Raw genomic sequence first — 19,178 nt, 5'->3', positions numbered from 1 at the left:
TATTTGAAAACTTATTTATGCCACTTTAGTGAAGAACCTATTACATTAGATGGCAATCTTAATAAAGAACCATGGAAAAGCATGGAGTCTTTAGAATTAGTGGAGACTGCGACGGGTAATAAACCGTTACAAAGAACAATAGCAAAAATGTGTTATACGAAGGAATCACTTTATGTGGTCTTTAGTTGTATCGATGATGAAATTAACGCTGTTATGACCAATTATAATGATCCTATTTATAATGAAGAAGTTGTAGAAATATTTATTGATGCTACAGGAGAGTTGAAGCAATACATAGAAATAGAAGTAAGTCCTCTTAACACGGTGTTGCATTATGCTATACACAATCATGGTGGTAAGGTAAGAGGGTTTGCTAGGGTGGATCAAGTTATTAAGAGTGTGGCGAAGGTCAGTGATGACCATTGGGTAGTGGAAATGGAGATACCATTAGATGAATTAACGGATCAGGCGATTAGCAGTGGAACCTCATGGAAGGGGAATCTTTATCGCATTGATCGAAGAAAGAATGGTGAGGATGAGTATTCCGCATGGAATGCAACCCATGAGATTAATTTTCATCGACCTGAATGTTTTGGGGAAATTGTATTTGAGTAAAATTATGAAAAGATTATGAGGAAGACTTTAGCTTATGCTAGGGTCTTTTTTTAACCTTGAAATCATAGATATCGCGTTGGGGTCAAGCTGATAAGGGGTACTATTACGCCAGCAGGGAAGAACGTCCTGTTCTTACAGCTGGGCTCACCGTCCATGGTTCGCTACTCCATAGTACCCCTTATAAGCTTTCGGTCTTGGATAGACACAGATAAATATTCAAGATAAGTACTAACATGCCAGTAGGGAAGATGTAGATGTCTATACAGCTGGGCTTCGTCGTCCATAGTCCACCTTATAAGCTTTCGGGGGTGGATAGTTAGAGATAAGTATTCCAGATGGATACTATTATGCCAGCAGGGAAGACGCCCATGCCTTATACAGTTTTCTATAAAGTTTAATGGGATTTTAATTCTTTTCTTAATTGAAAAGTGTTAATATAAGTATATTAAATTATTAAAATTGTTTAAGTAATGGATTATAAGGAACTTCCTTAATATATATGGAGGTGGAGCTGTGGAGAGAGTTCTTATTATTGAAGATGAGAAGCAGATTGCTCGTTTTATAGAGCTTGAATTGAAATATGAAGGGTACGATGTTGATATTGCCTATGATGGGCGAAACGGTTTAGATAAATTTCATCATGCCAATTATGATCTTATTTTACTGGATATTATGTTACCGGGAGTTAATGGTATGGAGGTTTGTCGACGCATAAGAAAGGAATCTGACATCCCAATTATTATGGTTAGTGCTAAAGATGAAATCATGGATCGTGTACAAGGTCTTGAAATGGGAGCACATGATTATTTAACGAAGCCTTTTGCCATTGAAGAGTTGCTTGCAAGGATCAGAAGGCTTTTGAAGTGGTGTGATAATAAACACAATAAAAGTGAAGAGAGTAATGAATTAAGTGCTAAGGAGCTTAAACTTAATTGGCAGACCTATGAAGTTTTACTCGATGACTCTAAGATTGATTTAACAAATAAAGAATTTGAATTACTTAAGTTATTACTAGAAAATAAAAACATAGTACTTGGTAGAGATAAAATATTGAATGAGGTATGGGGTTATGATTATTTTGGCGAAACTAATGTTGTCGATGTTTATATTCGATATTTGAGGTCTAAGATTGATGATGTTGCTGAAGATAAATATATCCATACCGTCAGAGGTGTCGGCTATGTTATTAAAGAATAAACGTAAGAGAAAGATAAGAAAGCAAAGAAAATATACTTTTTCAATATCCATGAGGATTACTGCAGCTTTTACGATATTGATTGTTCTTCTGTTAATATTCATACGTCTTGTTTTTAACATGACTGTAGAAGCTCTAGTTTATAATAATGAGTACAAAACTGTTGAAACAAACTATAAACTTATTAAAGATTTCTTAACAGGCGATAGCATTGAAGGTATAGAAGAAAGCCATATAAAATCTAATATAGTGAATGAAGATATCTATGTCGCAATTTTCCATAACGGGACACCTATATTTTTGTCTAATAAATTGTTTTTTACATATTATTATGAAGTAAAAGATTATGAGGACTATATATCAATGAGTGGTAAAGTTAATTCAGAGAGATTCGGGGATATTGATTTACTAGTTGTCTCTTCATTTGAAACAGAAAAAATGATAATAGAATTTATGGAGAACGTGCTAAATGTTGTGGATGTCATAGGAATTCTTCTCGCTATTATTGTAGGTTTTTATATTAGTAGAAAGATGTTATCACCAATAAAAGAAATTACATCTATGACAAGAGATATTAATATCCATCAACTTAATATGAGGTTAGCTGTTGATGGACCTGATGATGAGTTAAGGCGTTTATCCATTACCATTAATGAGATGTTAGATAGGTTGGAACAATCCTTTGAACAGCAAAAAAGGTTTGTATCGGATTCTTCTCATGAACTTAGAACCCCTATTACAGTTATCCAAGGATACATTGATCTTTTAGCACGATGGGGTAAAAAAGATGAAGCTGTTTTAGATGAGTCCATTGAAGCAATTAGAAATGAGACAGAAGGCATGAAGGAATTGATTGAAAAATTATTACTATTAGCAAGGTATGATAATGATACTTATCAAATGGAATTTGGTGATGTTGACATGAGTCAACTATTAAATGCTATTGTTCATGAAACAAGATTAGTTGATGAAGAACATCCCATTATTGAAAATATTCAAGCAGGTCATACAATTTTAGGAGACATCAAATTACTAAAACAACTCCTTCGCATCATCATGGATAATGCACTCAAGTATACTGAAGATAGAAACAACATATATGTTACATTAACGGGTAGTGAAGAGTTTGTGAACATAACGATACAAGATAAGGGGATAGGTATTTGCGAAGAAGATATTCCGTATATTTTTGATCGGTTTTATAGAGCTGAATCATCAAGGAATAAAGAGAAAGGGGGCAATGGTTTAGGACTGAGCATTGCCAAGTCCATTGTCGATCGACATAGTGGGGAAATCAAGGTTAATAGCATTATCGGTAGCGGTACAGAAGTTATTATTCAATTCAAGAAGCAGCTTGATTTAATAGAGGCAAGGGATTAACAATCCCTTGCCTCTTAGCAAACCATATGATAAAAATTAGGTGATATTGTATCCAAATATCTCTTTTTCTATTTTTTTGGCAGTCGGTGTTGCAGCAACGCCACCAAGTGATGTTTCACGCAAGGAACATGGCATGGATAAACCTACTTTGTACATAGCTTCAACCACTTCATCAAAGGGAACAACACTTGTAATACCTGCTAAAGCCATTTCAGCTGAAATGAGAGCATTAGAAGTGCCTATTGCATTCCTTTTTGTACAAGGTGCTTCTACTAAACCGGCAATTGGATCACAGACCAAGCCCATCAAATTCTTTAAAGCTATAGCAGCGGCATGTAGAGCTTGTTCAGGTGTACCACCCATCATTTCAACAACACCAGCAGCAGCCATTGCAGAGGCAGAACCTACCTCAGCTTGACAACCACCTTGTGCACCGGATAAAGTAGCATTATTAGCAATGACAATACCTACACCGCTGGTTGTAAACAAACCTTTTAAGAGAAGCTCATCTGATATCTGGTGGCTTTCTGATAAGCTTAAGAACACAGCAGGAATGACGCCGCAGGAACCAGCAGTTGGCGCAGCAACAATTTTACCCATAGACGCGTTAACTTCCATGGTACTTAGAGCATAAGAAACTGCACGTGCCATAGTATTACCGCATACAGGCTTAGTATTTTCATAACGCTCTCGGAGTTTTCTACTCTCACCACCGATTATTTTTCCACCTATTTCTTCAGAAAAAGCTCTTGTAGCAGCCTCTTTCATGATTTTTAGGTTAATCATCATACGTTCTAAAATAGCTTCTTTTGCAATACCTGTTTTTTCATTCTCATATTCAATAGTAGCATCATAGATTTGATACTTATTATTTTGACATAACTCTAGTAGCTCTTTTCCAGTAAAAAAACCCATAACTTATCCTCCTGGACTTTCAAGTCTAAATATTACACTTTGGAATTATCTTTGAACTGTGGATGGCTTCAATTTTTTCTAATTCATCAGCAGCAGCACGTGGAATATCTTCGTCAGTTTCAATAATTAATAAGGCTTCTCGCCCTTTTACTTCTCTGAAAAGTTTCATGAAAGCGATATTAATGTGATAATCAGACAATATTTTAGTAATTCTTGAAACTATACCTGGACAATCTGTATGATCAGTAATAAGCGTTGTGAATTCACCATCAAAATCTACTTCCATATTATTAATACTGGTTATCTTGATTTTGCCACCACCAATACTTGAGCCTATAATGGTCCATGTATGATTTGTCTTGGTTTTGGCAACTATTTTAGTAGTATTAGGATGTACATCACCAAGGTCAATCTCTTCAAAATGATAGGTCAAACCTTCCTGGTCGGCCAATTCAAACGCATCGCGTATCTTTTCATCATCAGGTAAGCAGCCTAATATGCCAGCTAAAAGTGCTTTATCAGTTCCATGACCTTTGTGGGTTTTGGCAAAGGAGCCATGAAGATAAAAAGTGACATCTTCTATTTCTTCGCCTACAATATGCTTACTTATATACCCAATTCGATTTGCACCTGCAGTATGAGAGCTTGATGGACCTACCATGACTGGACCAATCAAATCAAAAACACTATAGGAAGTCATTAAGAATCCCTCCCTTTTATAATAATAATTTCTGTTTATATTTTCTTACGCCAATGTATTTTGCTATTGTTATTTTGCCAATATATTGTTATAATTAATCTGGTTTTTGGAATGTCCAAGTTACCAAATACTATGTTATTTATTGTAACATAAGGCTCGAAGGAGGCGTATGATAAAACCAAACAAGCCTTTAAGAAATATTTTTATGTGCCATTATAAAAATAAGCCCATAGTTTTCATTTTATCACAGATGCTTATGAATTAAAAGATAAGAAAATCACAAATTTTTATATAGAAACTCATAATACTATGGAAATTTTGTTGCGATATTAGGTTAAGCTATAAAAAGTATTTAGGTGAACTTACTTAATACAGCCATAATTTCCACACATAAAAATGGTTCTTAACAGAAGCTTGACAATTGAAGGAGGGAATGCCATGGATGTAAATGTTCTTGAAGATTTATTAGAAGAACGTCGTTTTACAGAATTAAAAGCTATTTTGGAAGGGATGCAAGAGGCTGATGTAGCCGAATTTATCGACGAAGTAGATAACCCGAAATCCTCCTTACTCGCATTTAGGTTACTACAGAAAGAAATGGCTTCTGATGTTTTTTCGTTTTTATCTACTGAGAAACAGGCTGAATTATGTACCCTTGTTAATGATGAAGAACTTGATGACTTAATAGATGAGCTATTTTTTGACGATATGATTGACTTAATTGAAGAAGTTCCTGCTAACGTCGTAAAAAAAATTCTCAAAAATGCCACTGAAACTGAGAGAAGGTTAATTAATCAATTCCTTAATTATCCGGAAGATTCAGCTGGAAGTCTAATGACCATTGAATTTGTAGATCTGAAAAAAGAAATGACCGTGGCTGAGGCTATTGAACGTATACGAAAGATTGGTGTTGATAAGGAAACCATCTATACCTGCTACGTCATTGATCATAAACGTATATTAGAAGGACTTGTATCTTTAAGAGATTTAGTCCTAGCTAAGCCTGATGAGATCTTAAACAATATCATGGAAACAGACATTATTTTTGCACATACTGGAGATGATCAGGAAGAAATAGCAGACACCATAAAAAAGTATGACTTTTTATCCATGCCTGTTGTTGATAAAGAACAGCGTTTGGTAGGTATTATCACTATCGATGACGTTGTGGATGTTATTCAAGAAGAAAATGAAGAAGACTTCCAAAGAATGGCGGCTTTGGAACCTGATGAGGAAGATTACTTAGATGCATCGACTTTTAAGCTTGCTAAGAGAAGGATTGTTTGGCTAGCCGTGTTGATGGTGTCGGCAACATTCACACAAATCATTAATGAAGCATATATTGACGTAACTGCAGCGATTACAGATTTAGTCGTATTCATGACCATGTTAACAGGTACTTCTGGTAATGTTGGTGCTCAGTCCTCCACACTTGTCATACGTAGTTTAACTCTTGGAGAGGTAGACTTCAGTGATTTGTTCCGCGTTTTCATGAAGGAATTAAGAGTTAGCTTTGTTGTTGCAGTACCATTAGCACTAATGAATTTTGCTCGTATATTTTTCTTTGGTTCCTATGCTGGTAATCTCAGAATAGCTATGACAGTTAATTTTACTATGATCTGTACGATCATTTTTGCTGCCCTCGTAGGTGGTATGCTTCCAATTGTTGCTAAGAAATGTCGACTTGACCCAGCATTGATGGCTAGTCCGCTGATTACAACTATTGTAGATGCTTGCTCTCTACTTATTTACTTTAATGTAGCATCATTTATTTATGGTTTATAATGTGGCAAGAATAAAGTAATTTTCTTAGTCATATTGACGAAAGTTTAACAAGGTTTTTTACCAAACTATTCATTATTGACAAAAGCATAAGAGAGCTCTTGTATTTTACTTGCTTGAATAAAGCTCCTGTGATAAAATAAATGCGATACTTATTGGTTAAAAACTAATATATGAAATATATATTGTTTATTATAGTGCAGGAAAGTATGGAGCCATATGACCTGCTTATACTTGAAACATGACTTTAAGCATTTTTCTTGTATGTTAGATCTTAGGTTTGACAACCTGTAATTTTGAGGAGGACTATTCATGTTAGTATCAGGAAAAGAGATTCTACAAAAAGCACACGAGGAAGGCTATGCAGTTGGTGCCTTTAATACGAGTAACTTAGAAATGACTCAAGCAATAATTGAAGCAGCAGAGGAAATGCGTTCACCTGTTATTATTCAAACAAGCCAAAGTGCTATTTCTTATGCTTCAAGCGAAGGGATTGCAACTATCGTAAGAACTTTAGCTGAAAACGCTTCAGTACCTGTTGCATTACATTTAGATCATGGTACAGATTATGACGTTGTTATGAAATGTTTAAGAGATGGTTGGACATCTGTTATGTTTGATGGTTCTAAATATGAATTCGAGCAAAACATTGAAATTACTAAAACTGTATGTGGTATCGCTCATCCAATGGGTGTATCAGTAGAAGCTGAATTAGGTAAAATAGGTGGTGTTGAAGATCACGTTAAAGTTGATATGAAAGATGCTACAATGACTGATCCTGATGAAGCGGTAGAATTCGTTGAAAAAACGGGCGTTGATTACTTAGCAATTGCTATTGGTACTGCTCATGGTGTATACGTTGGTGATCCTGAATTAGACTTCGATAGATTAGAAACAATTAAGAAAAGAGTTAATATGCCAATCGTTTTACATGGTGCTTCTGGTATCGTTGAAGATGATATCAAAAAAGCTGTTTCATTAGGTGTTAATAAAATTAATATCGATACAGACTTACGTGTAGCTTTCCAAAAGGCTATGCACAAAGTTGTTAATGAAACTCCAGATGTATACGATCCAAGAAAAATGTTAGCTCCAACAAGAGAATCAGTTAAAGCTGTATGTAAAGCTAAAATGGAAATGTTCGGTAGTACTAATCGCGCATAATCTTACTGAGTGAATTTCTTAAAGAGTAGCCAATTATGGCTACTCTATTAAACCCTAATCGAATTTTCTTCTCTAGCCTATTCTAAAGAATTTGTTCCTTTGAAACCCAAATTAAAATGTCAATTAAATAATAATAAAATTATATCAATAAAGAAGTAATTGTATTTAGATTAATTTTTCTTCAAAAGTCTCCGATAACTCCTATATGTATATGAATGATTAATGAAGGTGGTTAGATTTTATATGAGTAAAGAACTAAGTAGTATGACTCTCGTTGAATTGAGAGAGTTAGCAAAGGAATTGGGCCTTAAGAGTTTAACGAAATTTAAAAAAGCTCAATTAATTGAAGCTATTGTTGAACAACAAAGCTCTAAAATTGAAGATAACACTAAAGAGAAAGTACAAAAAGCCCCAGTTAAAAAGATAATTAAAGAAACAAACGAAGCCCCAGCTAGAATTGCTGAAGTAGGAGAGAAAGTTGAAAACGTAGAAAAGGCAGAAGCAGCGTACAAGACGAATACTACTGAACAACATGTTAATCATAATAGTCATCCTAATGGTATTAAGAAAAAAAATAAAGTTCCAGAAGGGTATGAGCAATTAGATAGTGGTATCTTAGCAGCAGGAGTTCTAGAAGTATTACCTGATGGATATGGATTTATCCGATGCGATAATTATTTACCTGGTGAAAAAGATGTCTACGTATCACCTTCACAGATTAGACGTTTTAACTTAAAAACAGGGGATTGGATAAAAGGAAATATTCGTATACCAAAAGATAATGAAAAGTTCAGTGCCCTATTATACGTACAGACTGTGAATGGGGACTCACCTTTTGAAGCATCAAAACGTAAAAATTTCGAAGACCTAGTACCGATCTATCCCAATAAGCGTATGCATATGGAAACAACTCAGCTTGAATTTGCAACACGTCTTATCGATTTGATTGCCCCTATAGGTAAAGGGCAAAGAGGTATGATTGTTTCGCCACCAAAAGTAGGAAAAACAACTCTCTTAAAAATGGTAGCAAATGCTATAACTGCTAACCATCCTGATTCACATCTTATAGTTTTACTTATTGATGAGCGTCCTGAAGAAGTTACTGACATGCGACGTTCTATCGAAGGTGATAATGTAGATGTCATTTACTCCACATTTGATGAACTTCCAGACCATCATAAGCGTGTTTCTGAGATGGTTCTAGAAAGAGCAAAGCGACTTGTTGAACAGGAAAAAGATGTTGTTATTTTATTAGACAGTATTACACGTTTGGCTCGTGCATATAATTTAACCATTCCGCCTAGTGGTCGTACTTTATCAGGTGGTCTTGATCCAGCTGCTTTGCATATGCCTAAAAAATTCTTTGGAGCTGCGAGGAATATTGAAGGTGGCGGGTCTTTAACTATATTAGCTACAGCACTAGTAGATACAGGAAGTAAAATGGATGAAGTTATCTTTGAAGAGTTTAAAGGTACTGGTAATATGGAATTAGTATTAGATCGAAAGTTATCTGAGAAGCGTATATTCCCTGCCATTGATATTCATAAATCAGGGACTAGGCGTGAAGATTTATTGCTCACAAAGGAAGAGCTTGAAGCAGTCTATCTAATTCGTAAAGCTATGAGTAACGTGCAATCTATTGAAGTAACTGAAAAAATCATAGATGTTATTGTTAAGACTAAGAACAACAAAAATTTCTTACAGATTATAAAAAAAGCTTTAGACAAAAAAAATAATCAATCTGTGGACTAAAAGGTGATTATATGGCGGCGTTAATGTATTTTGCATTTGGGGTAATTTTGTTTGTTATCTCGGTAAAAGCTTTTTCATTGAATAAGAATCCAATTAATAAACTTGCAATGATTTTAGTGTTTAGTGCATTAAATTTATCACTTCACATACTAGGATTGTTTATAGTAGATTATTATCAAGCTTTTATTCAGCTTTTTATGAGCATCTATTACTTAATTAGTTTAGCTATACTATATGATTTTGTCGCCGATGATAGTATGCCGCACAAAACCGAAATAAAATTAAAGAACTACTATATAATTACATGCCTCTATGGGGTTACCGTATTGATCTACTATGTGTTTAAAGGTAATTATGTCATACTCAATATTGACAAAGTATATGTTGCAAATATGATCATTAGCATGTTAATGATCATACATATCTTCGTTATTCTTATTCGACAACTGAGACAAAGTAGAGAGGATTTCTGTTTTTGCAATTATGTATTGTTCGGTGGATTAACTCTTACTATGATTATGCAATTTATATATAATGATATGCGATCGCCTACTTACAGTAATGCGATGGTTGTTTATATTTTAACTGTAGTTATCTATTGTATTGTGAAATTTTACATTTCTCAGAATGAATTGTTACCCCTATCCAAGGAACAAGTTATTCAAAACATGGAGGAAATGTTGATTATAGTAGATGATGAATTTAACATTGTTGATATCAATCGTATGTTTCAAGAGACTTTTGATGTTAATGAAACTGCTATTGGTCTGCATTTAGACACCTTCTTCAAAGGTTTACCCAATGTATCAGATCGAACCTTTGAAAAAATCAAAGCTGAAAAAGAATCCAGTATAACCTTCTTTGATGACCATGGTGTCAAAACTTATAGTGTTAAAATGTCAGAAGTTCGTAATGGAATGAATCGGATTATTGGTTATATGGTTTTACTTTATGATATTTCTACATTAAAAGAAGCGATGGATTACCTCGAATTTATTGGTACCATGGACAAACTGACGATGGTTCATAATCGAAACTATTTTGATCAAGCTTTAGTAGATTTGGATAAAGAAGAAAACTTACCGATAAGTATTCTTTTAGGCGATCTAAATGGTTTGAAAATTATAAATGATATGTTCGGGCATAATAAAGGTGATGAGTTTCTTAAAAGTATCGCTGGTATTATTAAGCGTGTTGCTAGTGGTCCAGGGCGCGTTATTGCACGTACTGGAGGAGATGAGTTCAGTGTAATCTTGCCCCATACTTCTGTTGAAGAAGCTGCTCAACTAGCAACATTAATCGATAATAGTGTGAAGGATGAACTGAAGGACAGTATGGGGAGTATATCCATTGGTATAGCAACTAAGAATCGATTATCTGAAGATCTAGAAGAAATTTATCATTCAGCTGATGCCAATATGTATCTAAAGAAACAAAAGGATGAAAAGAATAATAAAAATATATTAATTACTAATGCAAAAAAATGGCTAAGTGATGTTTCATATGAGACTGATGAGCATTATGAGAGGATAGAAAAGTTAGCAATCAAGCTTGGAAAAAGGTTAGGGGTATCCCAAAGCATGATTGATGATTTGTGTTTGTTAGCTTCTCTTCACGATATAGGTAAGTTCTTTGTTCCTATTGAGATTCTTGAAAAGCCATCGAAACTAACAGAGGATGAATGGAAGCAAATCCAAAACCATACTGTATTAGGGTACAAATTGGCAGCATCTACTCAAGATTTAGCTACAGTAGCAAGCGGCATCTTATCACACCATGAACGATGGGATGGCAAAGGATATCCTCAAGGCTTAAAAGATGAGCAAATACCATATTTAGCAAGGTTCATTGCCATTATTGAGTCTTATGTTGTGATGACGTCAGATCGTCCATATAAGGATAAAATGTTGGTGGAAGATGCCATTTTAGAATTAAAAAAATGTTCAGGTACTCAATTTGATCCATATATCACCCAAGAGTTTATTGGTATATTAAATGATGCGTTTTTGAGTGACTAAAAAAAAGGTTGTATTTTTTTATACATTGTGATATACTTTATGAGTTGTTTAGAAAACCTACGTTATATTTGGTCGGAATCAAGTATAATGAAACCATGGAGGTGTGTTAATATGAAAAATGGAATTCATCCAGAATACCATCAAGCAACTGTGAAATGTAACTGTGGTAACGAGTTTTCAGTAGGATCTACTAATGAGCATATTCACGTGGAAATTTGTTCAAAATGTCATCCTTTCTACACAGGTACTCAAAAGTCTATGGTTGCTCGTGGTCGTATCGATAAATTCAACCGTAAATACGGCATCAAGAATGACGAAGAATAAAAAAGGTAAAAGGTTGAGGTTGATAACTTCAGCCTTTTTTTGATATAATAGAGAAAAGTTAGAATTGACTGATTTATATAAGGTGGTGGTATAGTGAAACGAGTTGATATTGGTGGTCAAGCATTAATTGAAGGTGTTATGATGAAGGACAAAGATCGTTATTGTGTTGCTGTTCGCAAGCCAGATAAAGAAATTATTTTAGATCATCAAGAAATGAATTCATTTTTGAACAAGAGTAAATTATTTCGTATTCCTTTTATTAGAGGAGTTTTTGCTTTTATTGAATCCATGATTATAGGTATAAAGACGTTAACATATTCCGCAGAGTTTTTTGAGGTAGATGAAGAGGAAGAAGAATCGAAATTTGATAAGTTTCTTAAAGATAAATTTGGTGACAAGCTAGATGATATATTGATTGGGTTTTCTATTGTTATAGCCCTTGTATTTGGTGTCGGCTTATTTATGTTAGCACCCATGTTTATTTCAAAGATATTCCAATCATTCATTACAAATGCTATACTCTTAAAAACTGTGGAAGGTTTAATTCGTGTGAGTATATTTTTGATTTATATTCTTTTAATTTCCAAGATGAAAGATATTCAACGTGTCTTCATGTATCATGGTGCAGAACATAAAACGATTAATTGTTTAGAGCATGAGGAAGAGTTGACTGTAGAAAATGTTAGAAAACATTCGCGTTTACACAAGCGTTGTGGAACAAGCTTTTTATTTATCGTCATGTTTATTAGTATATTTGTATTTGTTTTGGTTGATGCGCCTAACATTTGGATGGAGGCGTTATCACGAATTTTATTAGTGCCAATTATTGCAGGTATATCTTATGAGATATTAAAATGGGCTGGTCGTTCGGAGTCTAAACTCGTATCAATATTAAGTTACCCAGGTATTAGTTTGCAAAAACTGACAACTAGAGAACCAGACGATGATATGATTGAAGTAGCTATTGCAGCAACTGAAGGAGTTTTAGAGTATGAAGCAAGAGAAGCTAACAGTCAGGAAGCTATTTGAACAAGGAGTAGCTCGTTTAAAGAGCCATAGCATAGAAAATCCTGAAGTAGATACCAAGTGGTTATTGCTTGATTATCTAAACTTGACAAATATCGATTATATACTAGGACAAAATAAAGAAGTAGAAGAAGAAATTGTTAAGGGGTTCACAGCTCTGATAGAACGTAGAGCATCTGGTGAGCCTGTACAATATATATGTGGTTATCAAGAATTCATGGGATTAACGTTTAATGTTAATCCTAATGTTTTGATTCCAAGACAAGATACAGAAGTTTTAGTTGAATTAATTTTAAATAATAATGTAATTGATTCAGGTAATCTTTTAGATATTGGTACTGGTTCAGGTTGCATCAGTATAAGCTTGTTGGAGAATCTTAAAGCTTGGACTGGGGTAGCCATTGATATCTCTGAAGGTGCGTTAAATACTGCAAGATTAAATGCTAAGGAAATAGATGTTAACGATAGATTGACATTTATTCAAAGTGATTTATTTGAAAAATTAGAGGAAAAGGATTATAATAAGTTTGATATTATAGTATCCAATCCGCCCTATATACCAAGAGCAGATATTGAAACGCTAATGCAAGAAGTCCATGACCACGAGCCTCATTCAGCTTTAGATGGTGGTGAAGACGGTTTAGATTTCTATCGTAAAATTACGAAAGAAGCAAAAAAATTTCTTAATAAGGGTGGTTATCTCTATTATGAGATAGGCATTCATCAAAGTAAGGATATTAAAAATATATTTGAAGAAAACGGTTATAGCAGTATTCAAGTGGTAAAGGACTTAGCTGGTATAGCCAGAGTTGTTTATGGAAAGTTAGAGGTGAAATAAGATGTTTGATAAGCTTGAAGATCTGGTTATTCGATTTAATGAAGTATCAGAGAAAATCAGTGACCCTGAAATTATCAGTAATCAAAGTCAATGGCAAAAGCTTATGAAAGAGCACAGTAATTTAACGCCAATCGTTAATAAGTATAAAGAATATAAGCAAACGAAAGAGACCATTGAAGAAAGTTTAATGATACTCGAAGAAGAAGACGATGAAGAGTTAAAGTTAATGGCGAAAGAAGAGCTTGCTGAAGCAAAAGCTCAAATTGGTGGACTGGAAAATGAAATGAAGTTATTACTAGTTCCAAAGGATCCTAACGATGATAAAGATGTATTTGTTGAGATTCGAGGTGGTGCAGGTGGTGATGAGGCTGCTTTATTCGCTGCTGACTTATTTAGAATGTATAATCGTTTTGCAGAAAGAAATAGATGGAAAGTTGAAATCATGAATACAAACGAAAATGGTGTAGGTGGTTATAAAGAAATTATCTTTATGATTAAAGGTCAAGGAGCCTATTCAAGATTAAAGTTTGAAAGTGGTGTTCATCGTGTGCAAAGAATCCCAACCACTGAATCAGGTGGGCGTATTCATACATCAACTGTAACAGTTGCAGTATTACCTGAGGCTGATGATGTTGATGTTGAAATTAATCCAAATGATGTACGTGTTGATGTATTTAGATCATCAGGTAATGGTGGGCAAAGTGTTAACACAACTGACTCAGCAGTACGATTAACACATTTACCTACAGGTTTAGTTGTATCTTGTCAAGATGAAAAATCCCAGCTTAAAAATAAAGATAAAGCTTTTAAAGTATTAAGAGCTCGTTTATTTGAAATTGAACAGGCTAAGCAACAAGCAGAATTATCTGCTAACCGTAAGAGTCAAGTAGGGACTGGTGATCGTTCTGAGAAGATTAGAACTTATAATTTCCCTCAAGGAAGGGTAACAGATCACAGAATTAAGTTGACATTACACCGTTTAGATGGTATTTTAGATGGAGACATCAACGAAATAATTGATTCATTGATCACAGCTGATCAAACTGAAAAACTTAAAAGTATCGAGTAGTCTTTATATCCACCACCCGATTAGGGTGGTGGTTAAATAGTTAAGAATAAAACATAAATAAAAGGAAGGTAAAACGTTTTCTTAACGAAACAAGCTTGAAAGGAAGATGTACCTTAGCTGCTTTTGTTTATTTATGTTTTTATAAATCCTTATCCAAGTATGGATGGGGGAGTATTATTTATATGACCTTGGTGTATAACACCATGAGTGACTAATAATTAGAGGGGAGAGATAAAATTATGGAAGTCTTTCATGCACTAGGCGTTGCAGAAGATAATATTTTCCTACTAGAAATTTCAGTATTACTTTTAGCAGCATTTATTGGAGGTAAGCTAACAGCCAAGTTGAATATGCCAGAAGTTTTAGGGCAAATCTTGATGGGAATTATTATTGGACCAACAGTACTAGGGCTTATTGATGGAGAAACTGAATTTATTAGTAGTATGGCAGAAGTTGGCGTATTACTTCTCATGTTTTTAGCTGGTTTAGAAACCAATTTAAAAGAATTGAAAGCATCAGGTAAAGGAGCGTCTTTTGTGGCGTTAGGGGGTATGCTTCTTCCGTTATTGTTAGGAACCCTGATACCGTTTATGTTCTTTAAGAATTATTTACCTAATGGAACAAATGATCAGCAGTTTATGTATGCGCTTTACATTGGTACTATATTAACAGCTACATCTGTAAGTATCGCTGTATCCGTTTTAAGAGACATGGGACAAATTGCTAGTAAACAGGGGATATCCATTCTTGGGGGAGCAATTATTGACGATGTATTAGGTATTATTCTGTTAGCTGTTGTAACAGGGATAATAGACCCAAGTGGAAGTGATTCTGTGGGTAAATTAATATTTCGTATGATCATCTTCTTTGTTGTAGCAATCGTTGCAGGTACGATTATATCAAAGGTGATTAACCGATATGCATCTCATTATGCATGGTCTGATAAATTCATTCCTATAGCTATCATTATTTGTTTTCTTTTTGCATTTTCATCAGAAGTATTTAAGGTTGCAGCCATTACAGGAGCATATATAGCAGGAGTAATCTTTTCAACAACACCATTTAGGCATAAGATTGAAAGGCGAATTCAATATATTGGATTTTCATTGTTTACGCCAATTTTCTTTGTAAGTATCGGGCTTAAAGCCAATATTACCTCTGAAGTTTTTGGATATATTGGGTATGCTATGATCATTGTCCTTATTGCCATTATTGGCAAGATAGTAGGATGTGGACTAGGTGCTAGAGCCACCGGTTTTACTACGAAACAATCGCTACAAATTGGAGTTGGTATGATTGCCAGAGCTGAGGTTGCTTTAATCGTTGCAACAGAAGGAATAACAAGAGGAATAATAACAGATCAAACTTTTACAAGTATTGTATTACTTGTTGTGATTTCCACCATCGTAACACCACCATTATTAAAAATGCTCTTTTCTAAAGAGAAACCAGTATGCGAGATAGGTAATCAACACAACATCAGTGGCTAAAGGATGGCATTTTTTAATGACAAGAGTAACAGAATAGTGTAATATTAAAGTAAGATTAATATGAATTAAAGTTAAGTAGCATGAGCTGCTTATTACTCATAAATGTCTTTAGTTGAGGAGTGGTAAGATTGTATGTATTATTCATTGTTTTAAATGAGAGAGAGTACCTATCGGAAGTGTTATTTAAAATGAATCAATTAGGAATTAGAGGAGCAACAGTGATAGATTCTATGGGGGCTAAAGCTGTCAATCAAAAGAGGACATCTATTCCTATTTTAAGTAGTATGATGCAGTCACTAGAAGGTGATACTCAATTTAACAATACTATTTTCTCCGTTATTGAGAGAGAAGAGCAAGTTGAAAGAGTTATGGAACATATAGAAAAGATTCTTGGTGGTGATATGAAGCGTCCAAATAAAGGAATCATGTTTGTTCTACCTGTTACTCATATGCGCGGTGGGGAGTTACATCGACATATTGAGAGTAGGGAGAATAAAAAAGTCATCGCTCAAGAAATAGAGAGTGAATATTATTAGAAATGGGGGCTGCTTATGGTAGAGCAAAGATACATGCTGTTTATTGTTCTTAATCGTGTAAAGAAAACGAAATCCATTATTAAGCGTTTGAAAGAAATAGGTATTGATCGTTTTACACTGATGAACACATTTGGCTCCTATAATCTCTGTGGGAAAGGACAAGGATATGAACCTATTATTGCAGGTAGTTATAAAAGTTCTATGTCCCACATCAAACGTAATTATAATAAAACATTTTTCATCGCTCTTAATTCTGAAGAAGAAGCTCAGAGAGTGATGGATGAGATAGAGGTAATCTTACACATGGATTCTCATAAGCCAGGTGATGGGATCATGTTTACAGTACCAGTACTAACAACAAAAGGTGTTCGAGAACAAGTTGTTGAATAAAGATATTATGTGAATACGTTAAAGACCCATGAATACGCTATCATGGGTCTTTTATATGTGTGCTTTAAGGATTTATATAGGACATAGTGAGTTTCATGATTTCGTCTATATGCCCAGAGTCATGAGAATATTTGCTAGATCCGACCTTTTTATTGTTTTCATCAAAATAAGAACCTGATATATGATTAACGTCACTAGAAGTGGCCAAATAGGTATAGGTTTTAGCCATTTCCTCAGGTGTTAAAGAGAATTTACTTTTTAAGCTATAGATTTTTTTATAGAACGCTGACAAGTTAGCATAGCGATTAATATCAACCTGAACTGCAGTGACCCGTATACTATTAACTGTGACTGGTGTATTCTTTAATTGTTTAGCTAACCAATAGGTATACATAACTTGTGCTAATTTAGATTGATAATAAGCTTTTGTTAAATTGAATTTGCGCTTCTTAAATTCAGGATCATTTAAATCTACTTTAAGTCCAGGCATGGAGAGCAGTCCTTTAGACGAAACTGTTAAAATACGTCCCTGAGAACTCGCTTTAATAGCATCTAAGAGTAGAAGTGTTAAATAAACAGGACCAATATGGTTGGTTGCCCAAATGGTCTCTATACCTTCTGAAGAATAACGAGGACTTTTTTGAGTGATATCAAAAATAGCAGCATTATGAATGAGAACATCGATAACAGGATATTTTTGAAGGACTTCCTCAGCAAAATCCTTAATGGATGATTTCAAAGATAAATCCAAAAGCATAAGTTCAATGGCATGACTCTTGCTAATCCTTTTAATATCCTCTAAAGCCGTAATTCCACGCTCTTTATTACGACAAGCGATAATGACATGATAACCTTCTCTAGCTATCTGAATTGCTGCTTCTTTACCAATTCCTGAGTTAGCTCCTGTAATAATACATACTTTTCTATCCACTTAAATCACCTTCCTAAAATGAAATGTGACACATGTGTCATATATGTATATTAGCATAAACCTTAAGTCAATTCAAGGTATTGTTTGTGACTAATTTGTATAATGATTCCAAACAACAATGACGTATGAAGAGCTGTCCAATTTTGAAATATTAATAGCATTATTAATGTTTACTCCCATTTCAAAAAAATCATAGCTGTCTAGATGATCAATATAATACATGGTGTAGGATTCATTGTTTTCATCTATGAAGGTGATGATCTCTTCATCTTTTAGGCGATTAACGTACTCTTCATAACATAAATTTTGCATATAAATATATTCAGCTGTTGGCTGCCCTAAGTATCTAAAATGCCATGGTTCGTAGGCAATACTAGTAATATTCTCTTTGCCTTTTGGATACCTTAGTAATAGACCATACTTGTAACAGTTTTCGTATAGCCATTGAAAGGAAGGAATATCTTCAAGGCGATTATAGCTTCTATATAAATCAGTTGATGAAATATCCACGGCAAGCCCTAATTGATGTTCACTGTAACCAGCCATGGCAACATATTGGTCAGTATGTGCTAAAGCAGTTTCATAATCATAGAGCTTCAAATTGGCTGCCAAACGGTTGTTATAAAGAGCTTCTTGTGAATGATAGTCCCTGTAAGCGCTGTTAATTATGAGATCATCATAACCTAAGTTCTTTGCGTCAATAAATAGTTGTTCTAGAGAATTCAAGCAAGCAGGATTGACGTATTCCTCTGATTTACTCCTAATGGACATATCAGACGTTATCGCAAGCATATCCATAGAATTAATATCAACTCTAATAGGATTCATAGTATTAACTAAAAGTAATTCATCAAATTCATCTTGTTGAATTGTTTCAAAGACTAATAGATTATATGATTCTGCAGTGCTTTGATAATCCTGGGATATGATAGGTTGTACATCTTCGGTCTCTGAAAGGTTAGAAAAAAGAGTTTGATGCTCCGTAATAGTAAATGTTGTGGCGGATATTAAGATGTACACAATCAAAAGGTGCAGGTGGAAGTTTTTCATCGA

At 34.3% G+C, this 19,178-nt stretch carries 18 protein-coding genes; 14 read left to right on the top strand and 4 right to left on the bottom strand.

Annotation, left to right across the window (positions count from 1 at the left end; all coding sequences use genetic code 11):
* Positions 1 to 3 precede the first annotated feature (3 nt).
* From C1Y58_RS01770 to C1Y58_RS01760, 3 genes are all read left to right on the top strand, one after another.
* Positions 4 to 615: a carbohydrate-binding family 9-like protein gene (locus tag C1Y58_RS01770; RefSeq protein WP_105614273.1), complete on the top strand. Its 612-nt coding sequence runs from the start codon at positions 4 to 6 to the stop codon at positions 613 to 615.
* A gap of 513 nt (positions 616 to 1,128) precedes the next feature.
* Positions 1,129 to 1,812 (top strand): response regulator transcription factor, encoded by a 684-nt coding sequence (locus C1Y58_RS01765; RefSeq protein WP_105614272.1) that lies wholly within the window; start codon positions 1,129 to 1,131, stop codon positions 1,810 to 1,812.
* Positions 1,796 to 3,190: a sensor histidine kinase gene (locus C1Y58_RS01760; protein WP_170311484.1), complete on the top strand. Its 1,395-nt coding sequence runs from the start codon at positions 1,796 to 1,798 to the stop codon at positions 3,188 to 3,190. The genes C1Y58_RS01765 and C1Y58_RS01760 overlap by 17 nt, the downstream gene beginning before the upstream one ends.
* A gap of 36 nt (positions 3,191 to 3,226) precedes the next feature.
* Here the strand turns inward: C1Y58_RS01760 and sdaAA are convergent, their stop codons facing one another.
* Both sdaAA and sdaAB read right to left on the bottom strand, forming a co-directional pair.
* Positions 3,227 to 4,105, bottom strand: a complete 879-nt coding sequence (sdaAA, locus tag C1Y58_RS01755) for an L-serine ammonia-lyase, iron-sulfur-dependent, subunit alpha (RefSeq protein ID WP_105614270.1) — start codon at positions 4,103 to 4,105, stop codon at positions 3,227 to 3,229.
* Positions 4,106 to 4,130: 25 nt separating this feature from the next.
* Entirely contained in the window at positions 4,131 to 4,805 is a 675-nt protein-coding gene (gene sdaAB / locus C1Y58_RS01750) for an L-serine ammonia-lyase, iron-sulfur-dependent subunit beta (protein WP_105614269.1), read from the bottom strand.
* Between the two features lie 438 nt (positions 4,806 to 5,243).
* Here sdaAB and mgtE point away from each other — a divergent pair, with 438 nt between their 5' ends.
* From mgtE to C1Y58_RS01695, 11 genes are all read left to right on the top strand, one after another.
* On the top strand, positions 5,244 to 6,590 hold the full coding sequence (gene mgtE / locus C1Y58_RS01745; protein WP_105614268.1) for a magnesium transporter: 1,347 nt from the start codon (positions 5,244 to 5,246) through the stop codon (positions 6,588 to 6,590).
* A 309-nt stretch (positions 6,591 to 6,899) separates the two neighbouring features.
* The gene (locus C1Y58_RS01740; RefSeq protein ID WP_105614267.1) at positions 6,900 to 7,751 is read left to right on the top strand and encodes a class II fructose-1,6-bisphosphate aldolase; all 852 of its coding nucleotides are present in this window, start codon (positions 6,900 to 6,902) and stop codon (positions 7,749 to 7,751) included.
* 243 nt (positions 7,752 to 7,994) lie between these two features.
* Entirely contained in the window at positions 7,995 to 9,503 is a 1,509-nt protein-coding gene (rho, locus tag C1Y58_RS01735) for a transcription termination factor Rho (protein WP_105614266.1), read from the top strand.
* 11 nt (positions 9,504 to 9,514) lie between these two features.
* Entirely contained in the window at positions 9,515 to 11,521 is a 2,007-nt protein-coding gene (locus C1Y58_RS01730; RefSeq protein WP_105614265.1) for an HD-GYP domain-containing protein, read from the top strand.
* A gap of 111 nt (positions 11,522 to 11,632) precedes the next feature.
* Positions 11,633 to 11,845 (top strand): 50S ribosomal protein L31, encoded by a 213-nt coding sequence (gene rpmE / locus C1Y58_RS01725; RefSeq protein ID WP_105614264.1) that lies wholly within the window; start codon positions 11,633 to 11,635, stop codon positions 11,843 to 11,845.
* A gap of 93 nt (positions 11,846 to 11,938) precedes the next feature.
* A complete protein-coding gene (locus tag C1Y58_RS01720; RefSeq protein ID WP_105614263.1) occupies positions 11,939 to 12,874 on the top strand; it encodes a DUF1385 domain-containing protein in 936 nt (311 codons plus the stop codon).
* On the top strand, positions 12,837 to 13,709 hold the full coding sequence (gene prmC, locus C1Y58_RS01715) for a peptide chain release factor N(5)-glutamine methyltransferase (protein ID WP_105614262.1): 873 nt from the start codon (positions 12,837 to 12,839) through the stop codon (positions 13,707 to 13,709). The genes C1Y58_RS01720 and prmC overlap by 38 nt, the downstream gene beginning before the upstream one ends.
* A gap of 1 nt (position 13,710) precedes the next feature.
* Positions 13,711 to 14,778, top strand: coding sequence for a peptide chain release factor 1 (gene prfA / locus C1Y58_RS01710; RefSeq protein WP_105614261.1), 1,068 nt, complete (start codon positions 13,711 to 13,713; stop codon positions 14,776 to 14,778).
* A 239-nt stretch (positions 14,779 to 15,017) separates the two neighbouring features.
* Entirely contained in the window at positions 15,018 to 16,268 is a 1,251-nt protein-coding gene (locus tag C1Y58_RS01705; RefSeq protein WP_105614260.1) for a cation:proton antiporter, read from the top strand.
* Positions 16,269 to 16,396: 128 nt separating this feature from the next.
* Positions 16,397 to 16,804, top strand: coding sequence for a P-II family nitrogen regulator (locus C1Y58_RS01700; protein WP_105614259.1), 408 nt, complete (start codon positions 16,397 to 16,399; stop codon positions 16,802 to 16,804).
* Between the two features lie 15 nt (positions 16,805 to 16,819).
* Entirely contained in the window at positions 16,820 to 17,194 is a 375-nt protein-coding gene (locus C1Y58_RS01695; RefSeq protein ID WP_105614258.1) for a P-II family nitrogen regulator, read from the top strand.
* Between the two features lie 64 nt (positions 17,195 to 17,258).
* On the opposite strand, the gene C1Y58_RS01690 is transcribed toward C1Y58_RS01695, so the two are convergent.
* Together C1Y58_RS01690 and C1Y58_RS01685 are read right to left on the bottom strand one after the other, a co-directional pair.
* A complete protein-coding gene (locus C1Y58_RS01690) occupies positions 17,259 to 18,125 on the bottom strand; it encodes an SDR family NAD(P)-dependent oxidoreductase (RefSeq protein WP_105614257.1) in 867 nt (288 codons plus the stop codon).
* Positions 18,126 to 18,215: 90 nt separating this feature from the next.
* The gene (locus C1Y58_RS01685; protein WP_105614256.1) at positions 18,216 to 19,175 is read right to left on the bottom strand and encodes a M15 family metallopeptidase; all 960 of its coding nucleotides are present in this window, start codon (positions 19,173 to 19,175) and stop codon (positions 18,216 to 18,218) included.
* Between the last annotated feature and the right edge of the window lie 3 nt (positions 19,176 to 19,178).

It is taken from the genome of Vallitalea okinawensis (genome assembly GCF_002964605.1).
Lineage (GTDB): Bacteria > Bacillota > Clostridia > Lachnospirales > PQDH01 > Vallitalea_A > Vallitalea_A okinawensis.
This window is presented reverse-complemented; position numbering and strand designations above follow the sequence as displayed.